Below are 24,667 nucleotides of genomic sequence, written 5' to 3'. Positions count from 1 at the left end.
CCGACCTTGGTGGGCAGCAACGTGTGCCGACCAAGGACGGCACCTACCGGCGCTGCGTGCCCTCGTCGCGACTTGCCTGCGGGAACTGGAAGGCACTGTTGGCGTCATAGCCGCTGTTGGCAGTGTTGCCACGCGCCGGCGGATTGATGGCGCTGGTGCCGCTGCCGAAGCCGAGGATCTGCACGCTGATCACCGACGGCTGGTTGCGCCGTGCCTCGTCCTGGCTCTTGCGCATCACATCCTGTGCCGCCTGGCTGGCGCTGTTGGCTGCCGCACTGGCCGAGGCCAGCGCATTGACGTTCACCGATGCCAGCACCGGCAGGCCCTTGCTCTCGCCCTGTACCTGGATGTTGGCGGCATTGAGCACCTGCAGCGCCGCCAGGTTGATGTTGCCCGAGACGCGGATACCGGCCTCGCCCGCGTCGATGGTGCCAAGCGGTGCGATCAGGTCGACGTCGCCCGGTCGTACTTCGGCAATGGGGTTCAACGTTGCGATGCCTGCACCGCTGGCCGGGGCCTGCGGCGACAGGATCACGTTGCCCCAGCCGTCATAGACGCGACGCGGTGGCGTGTACAACAACGTAGTCTGCGAACCACGACCGGCATTGATGTCACCCTGCTCCGACCAGGCCAGGATGTCTCCGCCGAACGTTGTCATCACCCGAGACAGCCCCAGCAGAACGCTGTCCTGGCTGAACAGACGGATGTCACCCTGCCCCTGCGTCACCAGCCCGGCACTGGCCGGCGGCACCACACCCTGCACACCCACCACGATCTGCCCGCCCGGCGCCATCAGCTCGATGTTGCCGCCGGCTTCGGTACGCACGCCGGAGCCGCCGTACATCACGATGTCGCCGGTGCGGTCGATGGCCGTTCCGGCAGCATTCCTGTCCGGCATCAGCGTGGCGATCGCCTCGCGCCCACGGAGGTACGAACCGAAGCGCGGGCCTTCAGCATCGGTGTACTCGCGGCCACCTTCACGCAGCTCGGCGTAGTAGATCTGGCGCAGGAAGATGCGCTGCTGTTCCTGCGGCAACGCATCGAACGCAGCTAGCGCCGCGTCGCCATCGGCGGCCATGCCGAAGCGTTGCTGCAGCCACTGCTTCAGCTCCTGGTTGTAGACCTTGACTGCCTTGCCCGGCTGCGATGCAAGCGATTGCGCGGGATCGGCAAGGTTGACTGGGTCCAGATAACGGGCACGCAGGGCCGCGAAGTCGATCTGCTGGTTGCCGGCCGTCAGCGCGATGCTGGCGCCGGGACGGGTGTCGCCCTGCACGATGCCACCGAGGCTGACGATGCTGCCCGCATCCTCCTGGCGCAGCTGGCGGCCGGCACTGATCTCGGTGTTGCCGGGGCCAGCGATGGTCGCGTTCAGATGCACGATGTCGCGGCCTGCCGCCGCCACCGTGATGTCGGTGGGCGCGGTGTTCAACGCGGTCATCGACACCCCGAGGATGTCCCGGCCTGCCCGCAGTTGCACGGCGCCGGCGGCCTCGAACCAGTTCAACTGCGTGCGCTGCCCCGCGTTGGGATTCAGCGTGCGCCGGGCGCCGGTGGCCAGGCCGATAATGTCGCCCTGCACCGCGTAGAAACGGCTCGGCGCCAGGGCCGCAGACACGGAGGACAGCGGAGTATTCGGACCGAACGCAAACAGCGGAAGCGACGCGTCCGGCGATGCAATGTTGCCGTCGACCGACAGGTTGTGCCGCGTGCGGGTCACATTGCCTGCGGAATCCCCCTGCTCGGCCATGAATGCCGGGTCGAAGGGTCCCGGCAGGCGCGCGTCACTGGCCGAGCGCGCGATCTGGGTCGCGCCAGGCTGGGCGAAGATGCCGCCACCGGCCAGGACGTCCAACCGTCCTGTCGCCGAGGGTGCCAGCAGGATCACATCCTGCGTCCCCGGCGTGGTGCTGATCCGGTCCAGCTTGATGTCACCCTGCGCAGCAATCGCGCTGAAGCGCGAAGGATAGAGCCAGTAATTCAGCAGATCATCACCGCCACGCACAACAAGCTGGACCTGCTCGCGCCACAGATTGCTGCCCGTCACGTTTTCCGGCCCGGCGAGGCCTGGCGCGAGGTCACCACCGGCACTGAACAGATCCACGGCCGTGTTGGCGGTCCACAGCGAGAACCACGTACTGCCTGCAGCGCGCGCGCCATCATCCAGCAGCACCGCGCTGTAGTTGGCCAGCGGAACCCGGCCGGCATCGGCGACGCCGCCGAGCACCACATCGCCCCGCGCCTGCAGCTGCGCGACCGCATCGCCCAGCACCAGCACCGGCCCGCCCATCGGGCGAGCGGCGTCGGCGGCGAACAGATCGGCCGCACGCAGCTGGCCCAGCGTCGCGTAGCTTTCCAGGGTGACGCCCATTGCACCGATGCGTCCCGCATCCAGCTGCAGGCTGCCACGCAGATTGCTGAAGGTACCGTTGAGGTCGAGATTCTGTCCCGCCCTGGAGGCATTGAGGCTGGAGAACGTCGCCCGCAGATTCGGATTCAGTGCGCCACCGATACGCAGTTGCAGGTCGCCGCCGCCGGTCAGGTGCAGCTGGCCATCGCTGACCCGGCCGGTCGATCCCACCGCCGCGATGATCGCACCCGAGCGCGGTGCGATCGTCGAGTCCAGCGCGTCACCTATCGCATCGCGCACGCCGGCGTCACGCCCGGCCTCCAGCGTCAGGTTGCCGCCGCCCAATGTGCCGAAACCGGTGAAGCCGACCATCCGCGGAGAGGCGCCAGCAGCAGCGGACACGTTGGTGTAGGCGCCAAAGTTCACCCACCAGCTGGTCGGCACCGGCTCCACGCCGGTGGTGCTGCCGGTTCCCTGCCGCCACAGCCAATTGCCGACCGCGGCACTGGAGTACAGCGCCCAGTCGCGCTCGCTGGTGCCCGACTCTGCGCGCGCGGTCCAGACGTCACCGACGATATCGCGCCCGGCTTCGACGCGCAGGTTGCCACCATGATCGGGATACCAGGCCCGGTAGCCGGCCAACGCAGCATCATAGCTGCCCGGCACCAGGTTCGGCCCCAGCAGTGCGGTGTTCCTGGGGGCTGCTGCACGGGGCGAATTGAAGGCAGCGTCGCGGCCCTCGCCCAGCGTGGTGGGAGTGCCCGCCGTGTACACACCGAAGCCGGACTTCATCACGACATCACCGGCAGCGAGCAGTTCCAGGTCACCCTTGCCGGTGCGCAGCACGCTCCAGGCCGGCGTGCCCGCGCGCTTGCCGTAGGTGGTCACTTCGGTCTGCGTGCCACCGCCGGCGCAGTAGGTGGGCGCGGTGCTGCAGAACTCGTCTTCGGTCATGCCAAACATCGCGGCGAAGTCCTTCGCAGGGGTGCCTACGTAGGACTCGTCGCCCCAGTAATCCAGCGAGCCCTGCGCGGCCACCTGGCGGGGGGCCGGGCCGCAGTAGTCGGCCGACATCGCGCAGAACTCGTCTTCGGTGAAGCCGAACATGTCGGCCAACTCCGCGATCGGACGGCCTGCATAGGAGGTGTCGCCGATCCAGTCCAGCGATGCCCGCTCAGTCAACGCACGATCACCCACCCAGATGATTTCGGTCTTGACCGTACCGATCGAGCCCTGGTGGGTGTCGGCCAGCACCACGCTGCCTTCACTGCCCCAGCGCCGGCTGCGTGGGTCGGCTGCCCCGGCATCGGCACCGGCAACCACGGTCAGGTCCCAGGAGGTGGTGCCCTCGGCCAGCATCGGCGCCAGCGCCCAGTTGCGCCCCTGGTTGCCGCCGGCATCGGCCGGCCGCAGATTCACCGGCCCGTTGCCGGGTAACTCCACCTTGGTCAACGATGGGATGTACGCGCCCACCTTGAGCTCGACTTCCCGTGCCAGGCGCAACGCAACCGGCAGCGTCGCGCCGGCGGGCCATTCCTGTGCCGCCATCTGTACGGCACTGCGCAGGCGGAAGCCGGCCCCCAGGCGCGCACCGGCCGCCAACACCAGCGGCTGCTGCAGCACGGTGCCCGCCGCCAGCGTCTGCCCGGAGTCGGTGGTCACCGCCGCACCCAGCACCGTGCCCGCTGGCAGGCGCAGGTTCTGCGAGATCACCATCGGCGCGGGCAGCACGGTACCGACCGGAAGCGTTACCGATTCGACCGGCACGTCATAGTTCAGGCGGGTGCCGGCCTGGAACTCGGTGCCGGGCTGCAGCTTCACTCCGTCCACCGGCACCACCAGGCCGCCGCCAAAGGGGGTTTGCCCCGCGCTGCCATTGCGACCCTCATACAGCTGCCAGCCACCCTCATCCGGCGTGGACGGCGGCGGTGCGAACCCATCGTTGATGCTGCCGTAGACGTTGATGTTGCCTTCGGCCCGCAGCACCAGCGAGGCCGATTCGCCGAAACCACGCCGCGATGGATCGGCGCGGTTGGCTTCGGGCCCGTAGCGGTAGCCGGACAGATCGATGTCGCCGGCAATGGTCAGGTCGCCGTCCGGGTTGGCATCGCTGCGCCGCGCCAGCACCTGCACGCCGGGACGAAGGCGGACATCGCCCAGCGCCCGCGTGCGCTGCTGCAGATCCGCGTTGTCCAGCGCAGCATCGATCCAGGCCACGCTGTGCGGATCGACCACCTGGTCCAGCCACTGCTGGGTGACCAGCTGCGCGCGGTTGCCGCGCACGTCAGCGGTGGCTGCCAGGGGCGCATCGTCGTAGCGGCGAACACCATTGAGCTGGATGTCGGCCGCGCCATCGATGCGCAGGCCGGTGGCCGCGGCAATCGCCGCGTCGTTGCTGCCCAGCCGCGGCACATCGATCTTCAGCGTGCCGCGCGGGGTGCCATCGTTCTGGCCAGGACGTCCACCGACGGTAACATCGCTGCCCGCACGCAGGTCCAGCTGCGCCGCGCTGCCCAGGCCGACGGCACCTTCGGCGCTGCCCAGCGTGATGGTGGCCCGGTTTGGACTGTCGATGATCTTGCCATGGCTGTCCACGCGCAGGCCGGTACCGTGCGCGTCCAGCGTGCCGTCCACCTGCAACTGATCGCGGGCGTACAGGCGGATGCTGCCGACCTGCTCGCCGCTGGCATCGATGCGGCCGGCCACGGTCAGGCTGCCCGCATCGACGCTGATATCGACCCGGCGCGCCTTCACTTCGTCGCCGATCCGCAGATCGCCCTCACCGATCTGGAAGCTGCGACCGCCGACGACGCCGCCGGCGGTCAATCGCTGGTTGAGGCCGGCGAAGTCCTGCAGCTGGCGTGCCCGCACCACCAGTTCGCCACCGTCGTAGGGCACCAGCGTGCCACCGGCATCGTAGCGACCAGTGGCGGCACCCTGCAGAACACCGGCCAGATCGGCTCGGCCGGCCATTGCGGTGACCGTCAGGCGTCCGCCTCGGTTGTTGCGGGCGGAAACATCGATGCGGGAGGCCGCATCGGCGCGGATGTCACCCGTGTCGCTGGACAGCAGGACATCGCCGCCCCAGCTGAACTTGTCCACGTCGTACAGCGAGACCTTGCGTCCGGCCAGATCCAACGCGGCCCGGCTGCCAAGCGTGATGCCCTGGCGTGCGTTCGCCGACAGCCGTCCGGACGCCAGCGCGACCGTGCTGTCCAGCGTGATCCGGTTGGCGTCGATGCTCAGCTCACTGCCCAGTGCATCGCCACCCGCCTTGCCGGTGCCCCCCTGCAGGCGGAAGTCGCCGCCGGTGCGCACGCGCAGCCGCGCGGCGGGATCGGCCGTCAACAGCGGTGTATCGATACCCAGGCTGCCTCCGCTGTACTGCCAGCCCTTGTCGGCCAGATAGTCGCCGCGCTGCTGGAACACGTCCAGCGTGCCCTGCGCGGAGAACGACAGCTGCTCCGAAGCACTCAGGTTCAGCGCACTGAATCCGAGCACCTGCCGGTTCGCAGGTACTTCAGAACTGGGACGGCTGAATGGCGCCCGCCCCAGCTGCAGCTGGCGGGTAAAGATGTCCAGCTGCCCGGCGCCGAGCCGGTCCACCATCGGATCGGCCGGCGGCACCGACGCGTCACTGCCCGGCGCTTGACTCGCCGCCAATGAGCCGTCCCAGACCAGCGTGTCCACCAGGATGCGCGCCCGGTCAGTCGCAGCACCGTAGCCGCGGATGGCCTGCGCACCAAGCACGAGCGTCTGCAGGCCACTGCGGCCGGTGGCACTGTCGCGCGCGTCCAGGTCGACGCTGCCGAACACGTTGACAGAGTCCCGCGCGACCAGGCTCAGCGTGTCCAGCGCCGGCGCGCCGGTGGCATCATTGCCGCGCAGCAGTTGCTGCAGCACGGACTGGTTCATGGTCATGCCACTGGGCAGCGCCCCTGCCGCAGCGGCCAGGGCGATCGCTTCGGCACTGCCGAGGTTCAGCGCCGCCATGCTCAGGCCGAGCTGACGGGTGCCATAGCTGGCCGAGTCGCGCATCTGCAGCGCGCCATCGGTCGCTACCGCGATGCTGCCATCGGAAACCAGCCGGGTCTGGCCGTCGCACGCCGTCTGGCACCCCCCGATGTCGATCGCCACTGGACCGGCCTCCACCCCGGTGGTGCCGGTGATCAGGTTCAGGCGCTGGTTGGACACCGCCAGCAGGCCGCCGGAGACCTGGTAAGGCAGGGTCGCGCTGGCATTCGCGTTGGCGGATGCGAACGACAGTGTATCGAGGGTCGCACCGGCCTCGACCAGCACGCCGCTGCCACCGGAGGCCGCTGCCACCAGCACTTCCGGTGCGTTCAAGGTGACGCCGGAACGGATCGCCACGCTGCGCGCCTGGCCGGTCACCGCCACCTGCGAGGCCTCCTGGTTGAACTGCCCGCCGATCATCATCCGCGCCGGCAGGAAGGCATTGAGCGCGTCGTCGCTGAAGGTGGCACCGCGATCACGCGCCTGCGATTGCGCACCGCCGTCGACGATCTCCAGTGAACCGACCGCCGGGCTGGCCAACGTGGCTGTCAGCGTGCCGCCTCGCCCGTTGTCGGTGGCGGCGCCGAACCGCGCGGTGCCGGCGAAGCGGATGGCAGGCGTGTCTGCACGACCTGCGCCTTCGCCCAACGCAAGGGTCAACCCGAGCGCATCGATGGTCTGCCAGCCACGCGACTCGCCGCGGCGGTCGGCCACCGATTGCGCGAAGCTGTTGTAGGAGGTTTCGTTGTAGCCCGAGTGCCGGCGTACTACTGCGGCGGGGGTCAGCAGGATGTCGGTGAGCAACGGCGAGATTGCCGCGCCCAGCGCCGTGCGCTGCTGCCCGGACACACGCCAGGTGCCGGTACCGGTCGCGATGGGTTGCGCGATGCCCGAGGTGCCGGTGGCGCCCAGCTCAACCCGGAATGCACCGGGCTGCAGCGCATAGCTGGCCGGCATCAGCGTGTAGGTGCCTGCCGCCAGGCCGGGCACGCCCGCCGGCACGGTGATCTGCTGGCCCACGGCCGGTGCGGCGAATCCTTCCTCGCCGCTGGGGGCAAATGTCCCGGCGCGTCCCGGCACGATCGCATACACCGGGTTGCCCGACGCACTGAATTCATAGCGCGGATTGGCGTCGGCCAACGCCGTTCGCAGCACGTCGACAGAGCCACCGCGTCCTGACACAAAGGCGGCACCGGTCAACTCACCACCGCCGGACATGTCCAGCAGGGCCCCCGGCGCCACCTCGATCTCATTCGCCTTCAGGGTCACCCCCATCGAGGAGATGCCGGCCGGCGTCAGCGAACCCAGGCTGCGCGTACCGACCCGCCAGTCGACACCATCGACGGTGCCACCATAGGGCAGCGACAAGCCGGCGCCACTGGTCGAGGTGACGCTGCCTGGCAGCAGTTCCACCCGGCTACCGACGGTTCCGTTCTGGATAAGGCCACCCAACTGCAGCGTGCCCATCGGCGCCTGTACGTTGCCGCTCTGCTGCACCGTGGCGGCCACCAGGCGAAGCGTACCCAGCGCCGATTCCGGCGCCGGCCTCGTGGCCGCACCGGTGCCGTGGATGCGCAGCACGGCATCCGGATCGGCCCAGTAATCAGCGGTCTGCACGGTCTGCGCCGACGCGCCGGCCACCAGCGTGCCGACCGCGCCTGTGGTGGGGTACAGGCGCGCAGCGGTCACGTCCATCGAACCAGCCGTCATCAACGCGCTGGTGTTGCCACTGCTGGCAATGCCATTGGTCAGGCGCACGTCACTGCGGCTTTCCAGCGCCACATGCTTGAAACCCGGCAGCCAGGTGACGTCGCGGATGTCGATCAGCTCGGCCTGCACCGCCAGCGCGTGATCTTCCGGCCCGGACGAAGCGACCGCGGCGGTGCCCTGCAGGTTCTCGCCCGGCATCTGGCGCCAGCGTGCCTGCGCCAGGCGAACGTAGGGCGCACTCAGTCGCAGCCCAGACGATAGCCCGGCATCCACGGCCATGCCCAGGCTCGAAGTGCCCTGGCCGTGGATGCGCAGGCTCTGGGCCAGGCGCAGGTCAACGTCGCCGACCGCGCGGATGTCACCGAACACGGACAGGTTGTCGAAACCGCCGGCTTGCAGCTGCTCGACCGACAACGCGGCGTGGCCATATTCCAATGCGGCCGGCAGTGGCTGCGCCGGTGCGCTGTGCTGGCTGAGGCTGATCGCACGCGCTCGCAGTACCTCGTCGCTGGCGCCACGTGCATGGATGCTCCCGCCAAAGGCCAGGCCAAGCGTGCCGCCGCGTGCGCCGGCACCACCGGCGGCCGCGTCCATCCCGCCCTCCAGGTAGAGCGCGTTGGCCGAACGCAGCACGATCTGCCCGCCGTCGCTGTCCACGCGCACGCGGCCCTGGCCATCGATGTCCAGTTCGGCCGACGCGCCCCGCGCCTGCAGGCGCGCACCGCGTTCGACCACCACGAAGGCTTCCGGTGGTCGGTTGTCGACGAATGCGGTGGTCTCCCAGTCCAGCGCCCCGCCAATCTCGATGCGCCCACCTGCGCGCACCTGCCCGCGCAGGCGGCCGCTGGAATCGGGCAGCGAAATCGCGTCTGCATCGGCATCCAGCAGCGCGCCTTCGGCGAAACGCCAGGTGCGTTCGGTGCGCTGCCCGGCGTACAGCGCGTTCTCCGGGCGCACATCGTCGATCAGGATGCGGCCGCCCTTCGCGCGCAGCGTGCCTTCAACATCGATGTTGCCTGCACCGAGCAGCGAGATCGTCTGCCCTGGATCGACCGCCACCAGTGCATCCTTGCCAACCCGAAGGTCACCGCCCACGCTGTTGCGCTCCGAACGCAGGCTGATGCTCGCACCCGCGCGCTGGCTGACGCGCCCGCTCGACGGATCGGCGCTGTACAGCGGCGCGTCCCACGCTGCCAGTGCGGACGCCCGGTCGGTCGCCATCCGCGCGTCCTGGGTCAGGCGCAGGCCTGGCAGGGTAGCGACCAGCCGCGCGCCATCGGCCACCTCCACACCGTGGTGGCCATTGATGTCGTACTGCGCGAAGCCACTGCCGAACAGGCCGGGGTCCAGTCGCAGCGATGTGCCCGCCAGGTCCGCATCGCCCACCCACACCTGGCCACCGGTCCCCAGCGAGAAGGAACCACCGCCCTGTCCTCGACCACTGAACCGGCTTCCCTCGCCCAGTTGCACCCGGCCACTGCCGTCGGTCGTCACCGTACTGCTGTTCGCCTGCAGGCTGACGCTGCCGCCTTTGCCGATATGGGCCTTGCCGCGCAGGTCCAGCGCAGCACCGGCCTCGACGTCAACCGTTGCCTTGGCGCCCACGGCCACGTCATGACTATTGCCCAGGCTCAGGCGGCCGCCATCCGTCCAGGCACCGCGTGCGTCGCGCGGCATCGCCAGTGACGCATTGCTCCATTCACCGGAGAGATCGATCCGCGTGCCGTCGGCGATGGCGGTGCGGGCGCGGCCATCGTGCAGCAGCGCCGTCGGCCGGCCCTGCACATCCAGCAGGTTGCCCGCCGACAGCTGGCCGCCGGCGATGCCGATGTCGCCTGCCAGTTCCACCTCGCTGCCGGTCAGGTTGAGCTGTCCGCCTGCCTGAAGCCGAAGGCTGCCGTCGATGCGGATGCGATCAGCGGTCGCCAGGTCGATCCGTCCCCACTGCTGGGCACTCAGCTCTGCGATATCCAGCCACACGGTGCCACGCCGCTCTTCGTTGACCGGGGCCAGCAGCGACCACGCGGCCTTCGTCCGAGCCTTGTCATCCAGGCGCACATCCGAGTCGAACACACCGCTGCGGCCCTGGCCGTCGTAGCGCCCCAGGTACAGCTGCGCATTGCGCGCGACCGCCGTCTGCGCCTGCGCATAACCCTCCAGCGCGGTATCCGGCCTGCGGTTCTGCTGCGCGCCCTGGAAGGTAGCCGTCTCAACCTTTCCATCCAGCACCGCGGTCGGTGCGGAGATGATCAGGCGTCCTGCATCGCGGCCGACCGTGTATCCGTTATCGACACGCTGCGCCGCGAATACAATCGGATCACGGAAGGTCTCGGTGATGCCCCAGCGCTCCTGCTTTACTTCATGGCCGCTGTACAGGCCATCGAAGAGCATCTCCGCCGGCGCGTCATCAAGGCGGTAGACCTGGCCATCGACGCCGCGCACCCAGCTCTGCCGGATCACGCCGCTCTGCACATCCAGGCTGCCACCGGCAAGGTTGATGCGTGAGCCGCCATGCGTGATCACTTCCCTGCCGCCCAGCAGGACGGTGCCTCCCTGCGCGGCCCATTCGCCGATCGAGTGCCCCTGATTGTCAAGGTAGCCGCCCACTTCCAGCAGGCCACCCGCCGCGTACCAGCGCTCACCCGCGTAGCCCCCGGTACCGGCCGGAACGTGGACCAGCCTGCGGCGGTCGACCCAGACCTCGCTGCTGGTCAGCTTGCCGCTGTCGCGGTTGTCCAGGGCATCGCGCAGTTCGTTGCCCTGCACCTTGACCTGGACATTGTTGCTTTCCATCGACACCTGTACGCCCACTGCGCCGGAAACATCCACGCGTGCCGCGTCGTCTACGTAGCTGCGGGCTGCCGCGTCGGCGATGATCTGGCCGCCCGTGGCAACCGTCAGCGAATCCGCACTGAAATGGATGTTGCCACCCGAGACGATCTCCACCCGCGACTGGTCCCGGCGATCATTGTGCTGGGACAGATTGTCGAAGGTTGCCGAGCGCGCGCCGGCGCGGATCGCGTCCTGCTCTGCCGACTCCTTGATGAGGCTGTTGCGCTGCGTATCCAGCACCGTGGCCTTGCCATCGTCCTCGACCAGCACCGCCGTGGTGGCTCCATCGGCAAGCGTGACGCTGCTGCCGGCATCACTGGTCGAAGCCAGAAGATGCACGGTGCCGCGCTGCGCCAGCGTGGTGCTGGCCACGGCCACACCGGCCTGCTCGACGTTGCGCCCGGCCAGGGTCACGTCACCCTCGCGGGCGCGTAGCAGACCGGTGTTGCGCACGCTGCCCGCCGTGCTGCCAGCGACAAAGCGCGGCGCGATTTCATTGCCGCGGGTGGTGGAGCTGGTATTGGTCGCCGTACCCACGCCGCGCCGGATCACGAAACTGTCACCGGCAGCGAGCTGCACCTGGCCCTTGCGCGCCTCGATATGGCCAGCATTCTCCACGCTGTGCCCGGCCAGCAGCACGTAGCCACCGCCGCGCGTCGCGCTGGTCGGCTCATGGGTCGCGATGCGGGCACCCTGCTCCACCATCACCTTGCCAAATGCATCGCTGAGCGCGCTGCTGCTGGCGTCGGGGCTGTACAGGCCGTTGTCACGGAACTGCGCATCGCTGATCCGTGCTGCAGCCGCCAGCAGATTGCGTACATTGACCTGGCTGTTGTTGCCGAACACCACCCCGTTGCGGTTGGCCACGAACACCGTGCCATTGGCCTTCAGCTGGCCCAGGATCTGGCTGGGCCGCGCCTGCGGATCATTGACGCGGTTCAGGACTGCCCAGTCAGGGTTCTGCAGGAAGTTCAGCGTGGTGTTGCCGCCGATATTGAAGGTCTCCCAGTTCAGGATCGCCTTGTCCGCGGTCTGCTCGACCGTAACCTGCACCCGCCCGTCGCTGCCCTGCGACTGGATCGCGTCGCGCGCATTGAGCCAGCCGCGGGTCAGCGGGTTCTGGTCGACGCTCAGGCCATCCTTGCCCAGGCCATCCGCAACGATGAAGCCAGCCTCGCGGCGCGCCTGCCGCGCCTGTTCCTGCAGGCGCTGCTGCAGGGCAATCGCCTGCGCCGCCGTACCGAGGTTGTCGATCGACTGCTGCAGCTTCTGCCGTGCTGCATCCTGCTGCTGGGCAGGCAACTGGAACTGGATCGGCACCCCGTTGGGCATCCGGCCACTCTGTGCCGCGCTGCCCTGGGCCGCGCCCCGCTCGGCGAACCAGCCCGGGCTGAACGCCTGCTGCGCCTGGCTGGCCGGGGCCACCATGCTGCCCAGGGCGACCGCGATGGCCCACGCCATCGGATGATTGCGGCGCATCGGCGCGGCCGGATGAACAGCGGACGGGAGCGGGTGCGACATCGGAACCTCATCAACCTGGTGGGCCGCGGCTGCGGCGACGATCGGGGAGACACGCGCAACGCATGCCCTGCCACTGATAGACGGTTCACGTGACACGAAGCCGACAGCGAAACACTGCGGCGGCGGCACCGTCGCGGAAATGGCGACGCCGGCCCAGGGGCCGGCGTCGGGTCAAGCAGGATTCAATCAGTGCTGCGGATTACAGCGGACGACCGATGCCGGCGCAGGTGCTGGGATTGTTCAGGCCGGCAGTGCTGCTGGCCAGCACGAAACGGTTGCGGATCGCATCGCGCCAGGCCTTGGTCAGCGGGATGAAGCCGTGGTCGGTGATCGACTTCTCATACGCGACGGTGTAGGTCGCCGGATAGTGGCGGGCCAGGAAGCCGCGCAGGCTGGTGGCGACGCTCGAATCCTTGTAGCACTGGCCGATCACCAGGTTGGTGTAGCCGGCGATCGGATAGCCGGCCGACGGGTTGCCGAACACCGGCACCCAGTTGGCGGGGTCCTCGGCAGCGGTGCCGGTCGGCGGAGCGACGGTGTCCAGGGTGGCCTGCACACTCACCTGATCCGGCGAGAAGCCCTTGACCTTGGCGACCTTGGTCGCATCGGTCACGCTCGGGATCACGTCCGGGCCAACGTAACCGATACGGCCTTCAGCAGCGTAGACAGCGTTGTACAGCGAGGTGCCACCGGTGGCCGGCGCGGCCACCAGGAACGCCGGCAGGTTGCCGTTGGCATCGCGCTTGTACAGGTCGGCGAAGGTCGACTTGATGGCGAACTTGCCACCCACCAGGTTCGAGGTGCCAGCGTTCTCAGCCGCACAGGCCGCAGTCAGGAAGCGGCTGAACATTTCGCTGGTGCCGCTGCTTTCCGGGCGGTACACCACCTGGATCGGGCCGCTGCGGTTGGCATCGATGGTCGACCAGTCGCTGATCGCACCCGAGAACACGCCGCAGATCTGCGCCACGCTCAGGTCCACCGCCGAACCGGCCTTGTTGAACGGAATGGTGACCGAGGTGGCCACCGACGGCACCTGGATCAGCGCGCCGTAGCGGTTGGCGTTGGTCGGCTGGTTGAAGTTGGTGGTGTAGTTGCTCAGCTCGGTGCTGCTCAGCACCGAATCGCTGCCGGCGAAGTGCACGGTGCCGGTGGTCGAGAACAGCAGCGAGTTGTTTTCCAGGAAGGCCTTCTTGCCGGTGCCCGAACCGGTCACGGCGTAGGTGAAGTTCGCTGGCAGGATGCTGTCGGACGAACCCTTGTAGAGGTCGGCCGGCAGCGAAGCACCGCCGCCGGTAACGGTCTGCGCGGAGGCGGCGCCAACGGTAGCGAGCAGCGCGGTGGCAACCAGCGCGGCCAGGGTCTTGTACTTGTTCATGATCTTCTCCTGAAGGGTTTACTGCGAAGGGAAACGCCAAGGGAGGAACGGTCACTACACGCCTGCTGCCGCCGAGGGCCTCCCAGCCCACTCTGCGGCGACGTGTCCATGCTGGTCCGCGCCGATGACAGGCCGCTTAAGAAACCTGTGGAAGATCGAAAAAAGGTGTGGAGGATTGTGTGGAGAATCGACCCATGCCACATTCCAACGACGCCGCCCGATCGACTGAATTGAATCAACTGAATTGAATCGACTGAATTGAATCGACCCGATGGGATCGACTGGGTAGAGTCGACTGTTAGTCGACTGCTTTTCGCACGCGGAAACGATCTGAATGCACTCGATCTCCGCGCTGGTCGACTAACAGTCGACTCTACCTGTGATGCGCGTTGCGCATCACTGCACCAACTGGTTCATTTCCATGATCGGCATCAGTACCGCCAGCACGATCGTCAGCACCACGCCGCCCATCACCAGGATCATGGCCGGCTCCAGCAAAGCAGTCAGTGCCATCGCGCGACGTTCGATCTCGCGCGAGATGGTCTGCGCGGCGCGATCCAGCAGCGGCGCCAGCGAACCGGTCTTCTCGCCACTTGCCACCAGATGCACCAGGATCGGCGGATACACCTTCTGTACCTTCAACGCAGCACCAAGCGCAGCACCTTCGCGCACGCGCGCGGACACATCGTCGGCACAGCGCGCCAGCAGCGCATTGCCCAGGGTCTGCCGCGCCGCCTCCAGTGCACGCAGCAGCGGCACGCCGGCATCCAGCAGGATCGCCAGCGTCGAGGCGAAGCGCGCACTGTTCACACCCAGCACGAATCGCCCGACCATCGGCACCCGCATGAGCATCGCGTCCCAGCGCAGGCGCAGCTCGGGCCTGCGCAGGGCCAACCGCCAGGCCACCACCAGCGCAGCGATGCCGAGCCCTACCCACACGCCCCAGCTGCGCACGAACGCGCTGGCGCCCAGCATCATCTGCGTGAGCATCGGTAGTGTCTGCCGCGCCTGCACGAACGCGGTCACCACCTGCGGCACCACGTAGCTGAGCAGGAAGATCACGATCGCCACCGATACCAGGCTGATCGCTGCTGGGTAGATGAAGGCGGTCAGTACCTTGGCCTGCAGCGCGTTGCGTTCTTCGATGTAGTCGGCAAGGCGCTCCATCACCCGCGCCAGGTCACCGGAGTCTTCACCTGCGCCCACCAGCGCCCGATAGATCGGCGGGAAATCGCGCGGCCGCGCGGCCAGCGCAACGGTCAGGCGCTGGCCGGCACGCACGTCGGCGCGCACGGCGGTAAGCGCCTGGGCCACGTGCGGGCGTTCGGCCTGCTCGATCACCGCACTCAATGCGCCTTCCAGCGGCAGGCTGGCCGCCAACAGGCTGGCCAGCTGGCGCGTAGCCCAGGCCAACTCGCTGGCGGACAACCGGCGAGCGCCCCAGCCACTGCCGGCACTGCGCGCCGCACTCACCTGCACAGGGGTCAGCCCGCGCCCGCGCAGCAGCTGGCGAGCACCGCGCGGGCTGTCGGCATCCAACTGGCCCTTTTCGATGCGGCCCTGCGCGTTGGCAGCCTGGTAGTCGAACAGTGCCATGCAGGCCTCAATCGTCGCCGGTGACGCGCAGGATCTCTTCCAGCGTGGTTACCCCGCTGTCGACCCAGCGCTGGCCATCCTGCCGCAGGGTCCGCATGCCGGCCCGCCGGGCCGCCTCGCGCAGCGCAGGCTCGCCCTGCCCTTCATGGATCAATGCGCGCACGCGGTCGTCGACCACGAATAGTTCATGGATGCCGGTTCGCCCCCGATAGCCGCTGTTGGCGCAGGCCGCGCAGCCCACCGCGCGCCATACGGTGCGACCCTCGCCGTCCACCTCGGCACGACGGCACTGCGTGCACAGCCGCCGCACCAACCGCTGCGCCAGCACGCCGCGCAGCGACGAGGCCAGCAGGAAGGGCTCCACGCCCATGTCAGCCAGGCGGGTCACCGCCGAGATCGCATCGTTGGTGTGCAGCGAGGCCAGCACGCCATGCCCGGTCAGCGACGACTGCACCGCAATCTGCGCGGTCTCCAGGTCGCGGATCTCACCGATCATGATGGTGTCCGGATCCTGGCGCAGGATCGCACGCAGCGCGGTGCCAAAGCTCATGCCGATGCGCGCGTTGACCTGGATCTGGCCGATGCCGGCGAAGTCGTACTCCACCGGGTCTTCCACAGTGAGGATGTTGCTGGTGCTGCTGTCGAGCTGGCCCAGTGCGGCGTACAGCGACGTGGTCTTGCCGCTGCCGGTCGGCCCGGTGACCAGCACGATGCCGTGCGGCTGACGGATCAACCCGGTGAACGTGGCCAGCGTGTCATCGGCCATGCCGAGGCGCTGCAGCTGCAGGCGACCGGCATCCTTTTCCAACAGGCGCAGCACAGCACGCTCGCCATGACCGGTCGGCACCGTGGAGACACGGATATCCAGCGGCCGCCCGCCCACGCGGATGGCGATGCGCCCGTCCTGCGGCAGGCGCTTCTCGGCAATATCCAGGTGCGCCATGATCTTGATGCGTGATACCAGCGCCGCATGCAGTGCGCGCCGTGGCTTCACCATGTCGCGCAGCGTGCCGTCCACGCGGTAGCGCACCACCGAATGAGTCTCGAACGGTTCGATATGCAGATCGCTGGCGCCATCGCGTGCGGCCTGTGCCAGCAGCGCGTTGATCATGCGGATCACCGGCGCATCGTCCTGAGCATCCAGCAGATCGGTGACCTCCGGCATGTCCTGCATCAGCCGGTCCAGATCGACTTCGCTTTCGGCGGCACCCACTACGGCAGCGGCATCGCCGCCGTCACGGTACTGCTCACTCAACCGCTGTTGCCACGTCGCAGCATCCAGCGCCTGGAACGGCAGCGGGCCATGCCGACGGCGCAGTTCGGCCACGGCCCACGCCGCAGTTTCGGCGGTGCCCAGCAACACGGGCTCGCCACCAACTTCGGACAGCATCACGCCATGGCTGCGCACCCAGGCGTACGGCAGAGCTGTGGCGGCGCTCACGGCCCGATCACCAGTTCCGGCGTGTAGCCCAGCCCGCGCAGCTGCTGCAGCGCAGGGTCCAGCGTCGCCGGATCGCGCGGCAATCTCACGCGCAGGCGTTGCCCGCTCTCGCCGGGCGTCGCTTCGGCATAGGCCTGCAGGCCCAGTGCACGCACCTGCGCCACGCCCTGGCTGGCACGCGCCGGGTCCAGCCCCTGCGCGAACTGCACCAGCTGCGCGTCGCCGTCACCGGACGGGTACAGCGCCGCCAGGCTGCTGCTCTGCAGCGGCTGGCCCTGGTCATCGCGTGCATTGCCCTGGCCGAGTACAGACAGGTCCTGCGGTGGCAGCTGCGGTGCCGACAGCGCCGGCAAGGCCCAGCTCTGTGCCGGCTGCGCGCCCGCCTGCGCGTTGCGCATGTAGTCGTAGCGGTCGCGGGTCAGGCGCTGGCCGGCGGCCGGGTCACGCACCACGTGCGGGCGCAGGAACACCATCAGGTTGGTCTTGGCGCGCTTGCGCGTGTCGCTGCGGAACAAGGCGCCCAGGACCGGGATCTTTCCCAGCCCCGGCACCGCATCACGGCCATGGCTGACGCTGTCTTCCAGCAGGCCACCCAGCACCATGATCTGGCCATCGTCCAGCAGCACGCTGGTATCCAGGGCGCGCTTGTTGGTGATGATGCCGGCCGTGCTGTTCGCGCTCTGCGCGTCGATGCTGCTGACTTCCTGGTAGATGTCCAGCTTCACCGTGCCGCCCTCGGAGATCTGCGGGCGCACCCGCAGCTTCAGGCCGACGTCCTCGCGCACGATGGTCTGGAACGGGTTGTTGCTGCCGCCGCCGCCGTCGGTCACGTAGCGGCCACTGACGAACGGCACGGTCTGGCCGACCATGATGCTGGCCGCTTCGTTGTCCAGCGTCATCAGGTTCGGCGTGGACAGGATGTTGGCACCGCCCTTGCTCTGCAGCGCGTTGGCCAACGCCTTCATGTTGAGGATCTGGCCGACGCCGGGCAGGTTGATGGTGCCGTCGATCACACCGATCTTCAGGCCATCCTTGGGCAGCACGTCCAGGGTGGTGCGTGCGTTGGTGTTCAACCCGCTGCCACCGGTGGTGCCGCCGAAGTGGGTGCCGCCGAAGGTGCGGCCATTGCCCAGCATCCACTGCACGCCCAGTTCGGCCGCATCGGTCTGGTTGACCTCCACGATCAGGCTCTCGACCAGCACCTGCGCACGGCGCTGGTCGAGCTGATCGATCACCCGTCGCAGGTTGCGGTACACCGGCTCCGGCGCCGAGATCAGCAGCGTGTTGGTGGCCACGTCCGCCTGTACTGAGATGCCGTTCTGGCTGAAGCCGGTGCTTCCTGCATCGATCGGGTCACGGCGGCTCGGATCCAGGCGCTGCGATTCCAGCGCATTGCCTCCGGGCTTGGCCTGCTGCGGCTGCGACGGCTGCGCGGGGGTGGAGCGGCTGGCGTCGCCGGGCGGTGGTGTGATGCCTTCGTTGCTGCCCATCGCCGGTGCATCGCTCTGCCCGGCCACCACGCCACGCAGCACACCCGCGAGCTGGTTGGCCTGGGCATTGCGCAGGTAGACCACATGCAGGCTGCCGGATTCATCCTGGGCACGTTCCAGCTTCTCCACCAGCTGCCTAGCCAGGCGGGTGCGCCCGGGACTGCTCGACCGCAGCAGCACGCTGTTGCTGCGCGGGTCGGCCATCACCACCACCTTCTGGGTGGGCTCGGCGCCCTGCGCATCCAGCAGCGGCGCGACCATCGCCGCGACGTCAACGGCAATGCCCTGCTGCAGCTTCACCACATCGGTGTCCATGCCGGCCGGTGTATCCACGCTGGCGATCACCCGCGCGATGCGCTCCAGGTTGTCGGCATAGTCGGTGATCACCAGCGTGTTGTTGCCCGGATTGGCAGTGATCGGATTGTCCGGGCTGATCATCGGCCGCAGCACCGCCACCAGCGCGGCCGCGTTCTCGTAGCGCAGCGCGAAGGTGCGCGTGGCAACCTCGCCCCCCGCACCGCCGCTGCCAACGCGGCCACCGAGCAGCTTGGCATCGGCCTGCGGCACCACCCGGCTGACGCCGCCGTTCTCGACCACGGCGAAGCCGCGCATGCGCAGTGCGCCCAGCAGCAACTGGTAGGCCTGGGTACGGCTGACCGGGCCATCGGAAACCACTGTCATCTTGCCGGTCACCCGTGGATCGACCAGGAACTGGCGCCCGGTGAAGCGCGCTGCCATGCGCAGTACGCCACCGATATCGGTGTCGACCAGGTTCAACTGCACCGGCTCATCACGGGCGTCCTGCGCCAGTACCAGCGCCGGTGCGTGGGCCATGCACACGATCAGGGCCAGTGCGGTACTGCAGGCAAAGCTACGCATCGCCCTCATGGATGGGCACCCGCGGTGGCCACCATCACGATGTTTCCGGAAATCCGTGCCGCCGGCATGTTCGCATCCCCTGTGCGTGTCAGTTGCAGCTGCTGCAGTTCGATGGCCGGATCGGCCAGCACGGGCAGCAGCCAGTTCCACAGCGCGTCGGCGGGCACTGCCTGCACCTGCAGGTGCCAACGCCCGTCGCGCGCTTCGATATGCAGGCCGGCGGCAAGGCCGGCGGTCTTGATGCCATCGCGCAGCCCGGCCAGTGTCGGGTGCTGGCTCTGCGCCAGCTGCTGGCGCTCACGGGCGCGCAGCAGCGGTGCCAGTGCGCGGGACTGCGCCTGCAGCCGCGGCAGCTCGGCCTGCCAATACGTGCGCTGCTTCAGCAGTGGCTCCAGCCACAACGACCACAGGCCCGCCACCAGCAGCGCCACCACCATCACCCACAGCATCAGCCGGTCGCGCGGTGGCAGGCGTTGCCAGCGGTGCTGCAGGCCCACCAGCCCCTCGCCCAGCCATAGGGTGCGGGTCGTCACTGCCCAGCTCCGCTCACTCGCAGGTGTCCACCGGCTTGGCGCGCCAGCTGCAGGCCCTGTGCCTGAACTGCTTGCTGCCAGTGCTCAAGCCGCTGCGGATCGTCGGCCAATGCCTGGGCATCGGCATCCAGCTCCATGTCCAGCTGCCCGGGTTGGTAATGCAGGCTGCGCACTTGCCCGGCCAGCTCCGGAACAGCCTGCAGCGTGCTGGCAACCTGACGCTGCAGCGCCGGCAACGGCGGCGCCGGCAGCGGCACCGCAAGTGCTCGCCTTGCCTGCAACACCGGGTCCACCACATCGGTGATCTCCGGGAAGCGCGCGCTGAACTGGCGCGCCATGTCCCGTTGCAGGGCCTCGCCCTCGATCCGCCAACGCGAGACCTGCAGCTGCAGGCCGAGTGCAGCCAGCAGCACTGCTGCCAATGCCAGGCCGATCGCCAGTCGCGGTGCTTGCCGGCCTGCGCCGGGCAGCGGCAATGACCAGCCTGGCAAGGGGCCAGAGGTCTGCCGTTCATGCGTGACGGCGGTGGCCGGCAGGCTGTCCGGCCACGTCGGCGGCACACTATCGATCCACTGCACGGCCAGCACGCCGGCCTGTTGCAGGCGCACGGCCAGCGCCTGCATCACCGCACAGGCATCACGTCCGCCATACCATTGAACGAAACCCCGATCGCGCCCGCGGCGTACCAGCAGGTGCTCGCCGCTGACCTGCAGCGTGGCATGGCTTTCCTGCCAGGGCAGCAGCAGTGGCGTCGGATACAGCGCCTGCAGCTGCAGCGCACACGAGGCCAGCATCTGCTGCACCTGCGCGATGGCCTGCTGGCCAAGCCAGGCCACCGGAACCGTGCCGTCTGCCGCCTGCGCGCCGTGGGCCAGCGCCACCTCCTGCAGGTCATCCAGCAGCATCGCCTCCACCTCACCCTGCAGCGCCGACTGCAGGCGGCGCCCGGACAATGGCGGCAGCTGCAGTTCCAGCAGGATCAGGTCGTTCGGATCGAGGCAGGCATGCACCGCGGCCTGCGGATGCCGCAGGCCCAGCGCCGCCAGCGTGTCGCGACCGTGAGCAAGTACATCGCCCTTGTGCAGTTGCGCCCAGTCCACCGCGCTGTCGGCGCGCAGGCGCTCCAGCGCCGGCAGGCGCACGCGAAGCTGCACGTTCATGCGCCGATCCTCGTCCACACCCGTTGCACACGCACCCCATCGTCGCGGTATTCACGCCACAACAGCGCGCGAAAATCGACCGCACTGCCGTCAGCCTGCACCTGGCCGACGGCCAGGAACCATTCGCTATGGATACCCAGGGGAAGCACGGCCATCTGTTCGTTGCTCAGTTGGAGTCGGTTGGCGATGTCGCCGCGATTGAGCAGCCAATGGCCAGCATCGCGCTCACCGAGCAGCGCCTGCAGCCGTGCCGGCTCGACCACGGGCGTCACCGCCTGCAGAACGCGCAGGTCGCTGGTGTTGGCGTTGACCAGGGTCTGCGCCGGCAACACCACGGTGCGCCGCGCCAGCGCCTGCAACGCCACCGGATCGGCACCAGGTAGCGCTTGTTCGATCAGTGATTCGCGCGGCAGCGGCGCCTGCGCCTGCATGTCGCCATCGCGCAGGCGCGCCTGGATGTGGTCGGCGGCGGATGCGCAGGCGCCCTGGCCCAGCCCCTGCCCGGCACACAACGCGATGAACGCGCGCCGCGCCTCGGGGTCCGGCCTGCCATGCGCAAGAAGGTTGCGCAGGTTGAACATCGACTGCGCATCGACCAGCTGCAGCTGCACCGGCAACGGCGCCTGCAGCTCCAATGGGCGCGCCCAGCGCCCGCTGCGCACCGTGGTCAGCTGTTCCTTTACATCCTCACGCAGCTGTTGCGCCGCACGCTCCAGCGTTGCGTCCACCGCCATGCGTACCTGTGCGCGCAGCTGATCGCCACGCAGCGCACGCAGCTGGGCCGACTGCCGGGTCAGCAGTGCCGTGGCAATCACCGCCACCAGTGCCACCACCAGCAAGGCGACGATCACCGCCATGCCACGTTGGCGGACACTCGAAACAGAACGCATCCGGGCTGACATCGGCCTGCCTCACAGCTGCCAGGAACCGATGTCCGCATTCCCGGCGTCGCCACCGGGCTTGCTGTCCGCGCCCAGCGAGAACACATCGACGTCGCCATGGGTTCCGGGAATCTGGTACTGGTACGGATGGCCCCATGGATCATTGGGCAGGCGATCCAGATAGGGCGTGACCGGCATCGCGCCACCGCCCTGCGGTGGCTTCACCAGCGCCTGCAGCCCCTGCTCGGCACTGGGATAGCGCCCGTTGTCCAGCTTGAACAGTTTCAACGCCTGCATCAATGCAGCGATGTCCTGGCGCGCCGCCACTACGCGCGCCTGGTCGGGGCGGTCCATCAACCGCGGCACGATCAATGCGGCGAGGATGCCGATGATCACCACCACCACCATGATCTCGATCAGGCTGAAACCCTGCTGCCGAGCCCTGCGACCACGAACCTGCCTTGCCATTGTTCCGCCCTCGTCATCCTGGAAGAGACCGCTGCGCCATGGTCAGCGGTGCATGTGTCAGTACGATAAACATCCGCTGGAGATCCGCTGCGCGTGTACCTGTGCAGGCGCAATACGTGCAGCCGGGGCACATGCGGACTCGAACAGGTGCTGCGGCACGCTGGCCAGCGCATCGTCGATGCAGCCGCGCAGCAACGGGTGCGCGCAGGCCTGCAGCAGGCGCACGCACTGCATCGGCGACCATGCCGTTCCATGATCGAAGCCGATGAACAACCGATAGGCCTGGTGATAGCGCAGGTCGTCGTACACGCGCTGGGCACTGTTAAGATCGCGCACGACCACCAGCAGAGCCGCGCGCTGCAGCAGCCGCGCATCGCCTGCATCAAGCGGTAGCGGGCTCATCGCCGCCTCGGGCCAGGGCCGCAGCTGCAGGTCGAGGGCTTTTCGCAGCGCCGCCAGTGGGTGCGCACTACCATCCAGTGCCGCCCAGCGCGCCGCATCCGCCCAGGCGTCGCTGGACAGCACCCAGACCCACGAGCGCCCATAGCGCTGCACGTTCAATGGTGCATGCCGTGCCTGCTCCAGTGACTGGCTCAGGTGACGATCCAGCTCCAGCATGCTGATCCTGCGACTGTCTGCCATCGGCGCCGCCCGTGCTCCACGACGCGTGGTGCGTCGTACTCTGGAGAAGACGTCAGCAAGGCAGGTGAAGCGACAGCGCGCATGCAGCTCTGTGCACTGCGTGGCGCTTCATCGACAACGTCATCGCAGCGTCATCTGCCTGCAGGCTTCGCGTTCCAGCCGCGGCGCTTCGCCTCCACAACGGCGTGCCAGTATCGCCACGTCGCTGCGCGCGGCGAATGCTGCCAGCGCATTGGACATGTCCACGTCATCGAACCATGACGCCATCGCAACGCGCAGCGCCGGCAGCTGCCAGCCGTCCATCACACCATGGGTGCCTGCTACGAACCAATGCCAGAGGCGATGGTGAAGCACCTGGTCGTGCAGCTGTGCGAGATCCTCAACGCGATGCACGTCCATCAACAGCAGTGCGCGTGCAACCGCCGCGGGCGGCAACGCACCGGCTTCAGGCAGCGGAAGCGACTGCTGCTGCAGGCGCAGCAGCATCGCCAGCGGGTGCGACTGCGGATCAAAGTCCAGCAGCACCGCCTGTTGCTGCCACTGTGCATCGGACACCACGCACACCCAAGGTGAGCCATAGCGATGCACCATCAATGGCCGTCGCTGCGTGGTTTCCAGCAGCGCCGACAGATTGCGACGCAGATCCAGCACACCGATGGTCTCGTTGCGCATCCTTGGCCTCTCCTCGCTTGCAACAGCCCTGCGCGGCGCGCACGGCCAGCGTCTTCATCTATCCAAGGACGGCAATGCCACCCGGAAAGCGACGCAGATCCAGCGACATCGTCAGTCGCAGCTGCTCCAGTGCCGCGTCCGGATCATCAATACGGAAGCGACCGCTGACCGGCGCGCGCGCCAACGCCGATTCTCCCAGCAGCACCTTGCCGCGGCGGTAGCGGTTGATCTCGTCCACCACTTCACGCAGCGGTGCGCGGCGGAACACCAGCATGCCTTCGGTCCAGGCGCTCACCTCAGAAGCCACGGCCTCGGCCACCACGCCACTGAGGCGCTCGTCATAGTGGGTCTGCTGGCCGGCCTGCAACTGCAGCCGGCCCTGCGGATGCTCGATGCGGGCGCTGCCCTGCAGGCAGGTCACCCGTACCTGGCCGTGGGTGTTGCGCACGTCCAGGCGCACTGCGCCTTCATCGGCAATCACGCAACCCGGGCCCGCGAACAACGCCAGGCGCAGGCCGGCCAGGGTCTCGATCGCGGCCTGGCCCTGCACCAGCTCGAAGCCTTCGCCCTGCTTGTCGGCGCGGCGGCGCAGGCTGCTCTGCGTATCCAGTTCGATCTTCAGCTGTGGCAAGGGCGCGATCTGCAGACGTTCACCGGTGCCGGTGTGGAAATCGGCCGTCATCGCCGTCACCGAGGGCCACAATCCCAGCGGCGGGCGGATTGCCGCCACCACCACCAGGCTGGCCGGGGCGGCAATCGCCGCGCCCAGGAAGGCGCGCCGGCTCCAGCGCTGGGCCGGCGTCGGCGCCACCGGTTGGCGCGCGGCCGCGGGCAGCTGCTCGCCGGCCAGCCGTACCTGCTCCCATTGCCGGCGCGCACGGCCGAACGCCTCACGATGACGCGGATCCGACTCGCACCACGCACGGAACCTGCGCCCGTCGGCGGCGGTCGCCTCGCCCGAGGTCAGCCGCACCACCCACGCGTGCGCCTGACGCTCGACGGCATCCAGCGGGCGTTGCGGGCGATCGTCAGGATCCATGGGGGCTCATGCCGGACCCGCACGCTGCGGGGTTCTGCTCGGCGTCAAAGTGTAGACGGATGCC

Annotated in this window: 12 protein-coding genes; all 12 read right to left on the bottom strand. The window is 68.4% G+C overall.

What is annotated here, in order from left to right; translation table 11 throughout:
- Positions 1-43: 43 nt before the first annotated feature.
- Positions 44-12,427 carry a filamentous hemagglutinin family protein gene (locus AC5P5R_RS02845; RefSeq protein WP_111173942.1) on the bottom strand — a complete coding sequence of 4,128 codons (12,384 nt, stop codon included), beginning with the start codon at positions 12,425-12,427 and terminating at the stop codon, positions 44-46.
- A gap of 199 nt (positions 12,428-12,626) precedes the next feature.
- A complete protein-coding gene (locus tag AC5P5R_RS02840) occupies positions 12,627-13,802 on the bottom strand; it encodes a substrate-binding domain-containing protein (protein ID WP_005413642.1) in 1,176 nt (391 codons plus the stop codon).
- Positions 13,803-14,198: 396 nt separating this feature from the next.
- Positions 14,199-15,398 carry a type II secretion system inner membrane protein GspF gene (gspF, locus tag AC5P5R_RS02835; RefSeq protein WP_043033313.1) on the bottom strand — a complete coding sequence of 400 codons (1,200 nt, stop codon included), beginning with the start codon at positions 15,396-15,398 and terminating at the stop codon, positions 14,199-14,201.
- A 7-nt stretch (positions 15,399-15,405) separates the two neighbouring features.
- The gene (gene gspE / locus AC5P5R_RS02830) at positions 15,406-16,839 is read right to left on the bottom strand and encodes a type II secretion system ATPase GspE (RefSeq protein ID WP_099473548.1); all 1,434 of its coding nucleotides are present in this window, start codon (positions 16,837-16,839) and stop codon (positions 15,406-15,408) included.
- Complete coding sequence (gene gspD, locus AC5P5R_RS02825) at positions 16,836-19,217, bottom strand: type II secretion system secretin GspD (protein ID WP_099498087.1); 2,382 nt, start codon at positions 19,215-19,217, stop codon at positions 16,836-16,838. Before gspD ends, gspE begins: the two co-directional genes overlap by 4 nt.
- Positions 19,214-19,741, bottom strand: coding sequence for a type II secretion system protein M (locus AC5P5R_RS02820; RefSeq protein WP_005409887.1), 528 nt, complete (start codon positions 19,739-19,741; stop codon positions 19,214-19,216). The genes gspD and AC5P5R_RS02820 overlap by 4 nt, the downstream gene beginning before the upstream one ends.
- Positions 19,738-20,901 (bottom strand): type II secretion system protein GspL, encoded by a 1,164-nt coding sequence (gene gspL, locus AC5P5R_RS02815; protein ID WP_043033311.1) that lies wholly within the window; start codon positions 20,899-20,901, stop codon positions 19,738-19,740. Before gspL ends, AC5P5R_RS02820 begins: the two co-directional genes overlap by 4 nt.
- Positions 20,898-21,803 carry a type II secretion system minor pseudopilin GspK gene (gene gspK, locus AC5P5R_RS02810; protein ID WP_032966855.1) on the bottom strand — a complete coding sequence of 302 codons (906 nt, stop codon included), beginning with the start codon at positions 21,801-21,803 and terminating at the stop codon, positions 20,898-20,900. Before gspK ends, gspL begins: the two co-directional genes overlap by 4 nt.
- Positions 21,804-21,812: 9 nt before the next feature.
- Complete coding sequence (gene gspG, locus AC5P5R_RS02805; RefSeq protein ID WP_043033308.1) at positions 21,813-22,250, bottom strand: type II secretion system major pseudopilin GspG; 438 nt, start codon at positions 22,248-22,250, stop codon at positions 21,813-21,815.
- Between the two features lie 57 nt (positions 22,251-22,307).
- Positions 22,308-22,892 (bottom strand): hypothetical protein, encoded by a 585-nt coding sequence (locus tag AC5P5R_RS02800; protein ID WP_043033307.1) that lies wholly within the window; start codon positions 22,890-22,892, stop codon positions 22,308-22,310.
- Between the two features lie 120 nt (positions 22,893-23,012).
- The gene (locus tag AC5P5R_RS02795) at positions 23,013-23,564 is read right to left on the bottom strand and encodes a hypothetical protein (protein WP_043033306.1); all 552 of its coding nucleotides are present in this window, start codon (positions 23,562-23,564) and stop codon (positions 23,013-23,015) included.
- 58 nt (positions 23,565-23,622) lie between these two features.
- Entirely contained in the window at positions 23,623-24,603 is a 981-nt protein-coding gene (locus tag AC5P5R_RS02790) for a FecR family protein (RefSeq protein WP_043033305.1), read from the bottom strand.
- Positions 24,604-24,667: the final 64 nt, after the last annotated feature.

It is taken from the genome of Stenotrophomonas sp. YJH_SMC_19, from assembly GCF_059367915.1.
This window is presented reverse-complemented; position numbering and strand designations above follow the sequence as displayed.